The organism is Marinilabiliales bacterium (genome assembly GCA_007695015.1).
GTDB lineage: Bacteria > Bacteroidota > Bacteroidia > Bacteroidales > PUMT01 > PXAP01.
Genome location: REEN01000071.1, coordinates 1 through 4610 on the forward strand (window position 1 = coordinate 1; position 4610 = coordinate 4610).

The 4610-nt window shown below is 52.0% G+C and carries 3 protein-coding genes; 1 reads left to right on the forward strand and 2 read right to left on the reverse strand.

All coding sequences use genetic code 11. The annotated features are described in order from the left end of the window. Positions 1 to 2: 2 nt before the first annotated feature. Positions 3 to 1082 (forward strand): hypothetical protein, encoded by a 1080-nt coding sequence (locus EA408_10610; protein TVR70733.1) that lies wholly within the window; start codon positions 3 to 5, stop codon positions 1080 to 1082. 93 nt (positions 1083 to 1175) lie between these two features. Here EA408_10610 and EA408_10615 read toward each other — a convergent pair whose 3' ends face one another. Together EA408_10615 and EA408_10620 are read right to left on the reverse strand one after the other, a co-directional pair. After that, a complete protein-coding gene (locus EA408_10615) occupies positions 1176 to 3593 on the reverse strand; it encodes a signal peptidase I (protein TVR70734.1) in 2418 nt (805 codons plus the stop codon). 14 nt (positions 3594 to 3607) lie between these two features. Continuing rightward, on the reverse strand, positions 3608 to 4610 hold a 1003-nt coding region (locus EA408_10620), incomplete at its 5' end, for a hypothetical protein (GenBank protein TVR70735.1).

Sequence of the window (4610 nt, forward strand, 5' to 3'; positions counted from 1 at the left end):
TGATTTCAAAGATATCGGACTGGAACTACCTTGCCATTCTTGCCATTAATAACGGAATGGCCCCTCTCGTGAGCAAGAAGATCCCCCTGCTTGAAAACAACCATCTTGTACCCCCGGAAATAAAAGAGCAGCTTCACCAGGCCTATCTCAAGACCCTCAGCCGTAACGTCATAATTTATGATCATTTCCGCAAGGTTGCACTGGCACTCAATGAGGCAGGCATCCCTGTCATCGCCCTTAAGGGTATTCACCTTTCCGAAACCCTCTACAAGGACATCGGCCTGCGCCAATTGAGCGACATGGATATTATGGTTCAGGATAATGATATCCCAAAGTGCCTGAGCATAATGGATGCGATGGGCTATTTGTCACATCATTTCACTAAAACCAGATTTATTAAGCTTAATTCATATTTTGGGCACTGTTATAAAATGGTCATCAATGGTGTCAGCTTCGACATACATACCAGGGTCCAGTATGATAAATACAGGATAACTTCAGAAGATTTATGGAAGAATGCTGTAAAAATGACATTAAACGGTGCCCCGGTCTGTGTATTGGATTATCATCATTTATTGATCCATCTTTGCCTGCATCTCGAAAAACATATGTCGCAAAAAGATTTTCAGCTGAAATGCTTCTGTGACATTACAAATATTATCATTTCATATAAGGATGAGTTAGACTGGAACGAGTTAAACAACCTATGTGAGAAATATGAATGCTCTGAGGTTTTTTATAAATTCATTATTCTTACCGGTAAATATTTTGATGCTCCCTTACCCGAAAGTATACTTGACAAATACGGCCATCTTGCCGACAAGTATAAGGATAAAGAACTGATAACAGCTTTAAAAACCGGCAGCAGGATGCAAACCGGTAATATAGTATTGATAAAAGGTGTTGACGGTTTCAGTAACAAAATCAGGTACATCCTCCACGACACCTTCCCGTCACAGAGTTATATGATGTGGAGGTACGGGATCAGGAGCCGGTACCTGGTCGGACTTTATTACCCTTACCGGATACTGCTTGGCATCAGGCAGCTTGCAATGTATATTCTGAGAAAGATTTCAGGGTAACGGCAGCCATCAGTGACCGTCAACCCGAAAAACCCCGGCGAGCAGCACTAGTCGGAGGGCTTCACTTAGCACCGGGCACCCAACTGTCGGGCATCACTCCCCGCGCAGTCCCTTCCGGTCAGCGATCCTTACTTTTCCCTCTTCAAAGGAGTAAATGATATCGGCCCAGTCTGTCGCCGCCGGTCGATGGCTTACCATTATAACCGTCCGGTCACTGGCCAGCTCGCGCAGCCTCTGCAGCACCTGCCTTTCGGTTTCGGCGTCGAGGGCGCTCGATGGCTCGTCAAATATCAGGATGGGCGCATCGCGGTAAAAAGCCCTTGCAATAGCAAACTTCTGCCACTGCCCGATGCTCAGCTCCTGTCCTCCCCCGAACAGCGGGCCCAGCATGTTATCAAGTCCCCGTGGCATCTTCTGAATAACGTCAATTATGCCGGCCTTTTCGGCAGCCTCCCGTGCAGCCTTTCTGCCTGCATCCCTGCTGATATCGCCAAGCATAATGTTCTCAAATGCAGTCAGGTTGTAGAGGGCAAAATCCTGGAATACCGCCGTGATGCCTTCACGCATGGTTTCAGGTGCAAGCAGCGCAGTGTCGGTGTCATCAAACATTATCTTTCCACTGATCGGGCGGTAAAATCCGCAAAGCAACTTCACCATGGTGGTCTTGCCCGAACCGTTACGGCCCGTAAAGGCGACTGCCTTGCCGGCCGGGATATCAAAGCTTACATCTTCCAGTACCATCTTCTGTTCAGGCTTGTACCTGAAGCTGAGGTCCCTCACGAATATTCCCTTTTTCAGTCCGCCCCGGGGAAAGGTCGCGCCTTCATCACCGGCATCCTTCTGCTGGCCTGGTCCGGTTTCAGCCTCCCCGGGAACCCGTGACCCCTGAATATCTGCAGCCGCCCCAGGAACCCGTATCCCCGGACCATCTGCGGTCTCCCCGTCACCCTCCTTGACCATTTTGTCCGCGTCCGGCCCTTCCACATCCCCTCCCAGATCAGCGCCTGCCGGTACAGTCACCTCCCCGGCGCCCCCAGTCTCCCCCTCACCCTCCGTTCCCTTCCCCGGAAGGGTAATAAAATCAATAAGATCGTTCAGGAAAATATTGTCCTCCACAAGCTGGGTGGCCGATTTGCTGAGCTCACCCAGCACGCTGTAGCCGCGGTGGAAGATCAGGAACGACATGGCCACCGTTCCGATGGTGGAGTGCCCCGTTACCGCAAGCCAGGCAATGTAGCCGAACACCCCGAACACCACCAGCACCGAGAACGTCTGTGCGGCGATGTCGTACCAAAGTACCGACCGGTTAAGACGGTCCTTGCGCCCGAACAATGTTTCGTGCGATCTCCGGAACCGGTGCCTGAAAAACCTGCCGAAGGCGAACAGCTTCAGCTCCTTGGCAAACGGGAGGGCGGTAAGCACGCGGTTGTAGTAATAGGTCTCCCTTTCAGTCGGACTGTTCTCTCTTTTAAGGCGGTACAACTCGCGCGAATGCCTTAGTCTCACTATAATCCCGGGCAGGATGGCCGGCAGCAGGGCCAGCGCCAGGTACCATTTAATGGTGAAAAAGAGAGCTATGATCACAATGCCCGAAATGACCGACCTCACCATCTGCAACAGCTCGTTGCATATCTTCACCGGCCTGAACCCTGCCTCCTGCACGGCTCGGTGTATCTTATCCTGCATTGTTGCATCCTCGTAATACCCCATCGCGAGGTTCTCATGCTTCCTGTGAAGCCTGTCGTAGATCCGCATCGAGACAGAGAACGACAGCTTTTCAAACCAGTAGTTCCTTATCGAAGAGACCACCGCGTTGGCCAGAAAGGTAAGTGCGGTGATCGCGAGAATGACCAGAAAGGGCCGGAATGTGGCCGGATCGCCTGGCTCTGCTGCCGTGAGACTGTCAATCAGCCACTTCAGGCAGAATATAACGGCCAGCGGTAGTATCCCCTGCAGTGAGGCTATCAGCAGGTTGACAGACAAAAGCCTTCCCGATCCCCCTGCAATGAATTTCATGTTGGACGCGAACGAACGCACCGCCCCGGGTATTTTCTGCCTCCAGGTCTTGATCCTCAGCATAATGTTGAAAAAAGGTACCAGCACCCTGCCAAAGCGGCCGATGCAAAAGCCGGCAAACCTGAACAGGGGCGCATCAACGCTTCGCACCCTCTTCCCTTTCTGAAAAGAGACTATCTTTCCGATAAGCTGATCTGCCGCAAACGGTTTGTCAGCAACCCGGTTCCTGTCCCCGCGTGCGATCAGTAAGAGTCCGCCATCCCTCACCAGGGCCTTCACCAGCCGGTGGGCCACCAGGTTATCGCCCTGCCTGAACACGATGATATCGCCCCGCTTCAGCTCAGCCGGATCACATTTCTCTACCGTGCCAATATCCCCATCCTTGAATACCGGGTACATACTGTGGCCGCGCATCCTGAATCTCACGAGGTGCTTGCCCTCCAGCAGCTCACCGCCCAGTTCAACGATCTCATCCTTCAGCATCCTTTGGTCCATTGGTAATTAATATTTCATTTCTGCTGTCTTTCGCTGACAAAATCAACCACGCTCCCGTCAGGCACAAAACCGAGTTCAAAAACGTCAGTTCTGCTGCAAAGATCACCCAGAAAAGTCAGGTGATTTTCAATATACCCCTTATCGTAATTATTCTGTATGCAGTGGGCCAGCACCCTGGTGACGGCAGTGGCGCCTGTGATCCTTTTCATCTTGTTCACCGGCGAATGGCTTATCAGGTATATTTCATCAAGCGGAGCCTCCCTCGGCACATCCTCGTAGAACATCGGGGTGTTGTACATAAGGAACCGGCCACCCCTTTTCCTGATAATCAGTCTGTCGTCATTGATCAGCATGCTGCCCGCCTCCCGCCATATTCCCGATATGGTGCTCTTCCCGGCACCTGAAAACCCGGTGAAGAGGCGCCCCCTCTGCCCGTCATGCACTCCCGAGGCATGTATCATTATCGCTTCGTTCCGTACAGTAAGGTAATACATGATCAGCGGTCCGAGCGGATACTGAAGCGGCAACAGCGCGCCGCCTCCGTTTGAAGTCTCTCCCGGCTCACTGTAAATCTCCCACCTGCTGAAATCCTTTCCGGCAATGGCAACCTGCTGAATGGTTTCGTTAACCCCCTCTCCGGGCTGGCTGTAAATCAAAAACCTGAGAGAACCTCCATGGCGGTAAACCGAGAAGAACCTCTGCACCTCATTTTCCGCCACAAAAACCGGGTTTTGCTGATCCGTCAGGTGATCTGGTATCCCGGCCCGCGCAAAGATCTCAACATCACGGCAGGTATCCTGTTTATCCTGAGCATCAGTTTTGTCACCCGAAGCGGAAGAGAGGATATCATCACCAGCATCCCTGCAGTTTCTGTGAAAAGAGCCTGGACCGGATCCGTCAGCTCGATCTTCATCGGCCGGCTGCCTGCTCTCTTTGATAAATTGTTTCCAGCCGGGTTCAAATTCAATGGAGTACCCCCTTTCGGGGAAAACAACGATGCCGAATCCCGCTATGCTT

Bases quoted from the DNA above. Each gene is read 5' to 3' on its own strand.
- EA408_10615 (TVR70734.1), bottom strand. From the start codon at position 3,593: ATGGACCAAAGGATGCTGAAGGATGAGATCGTTGAACTGGGCGGTGAG.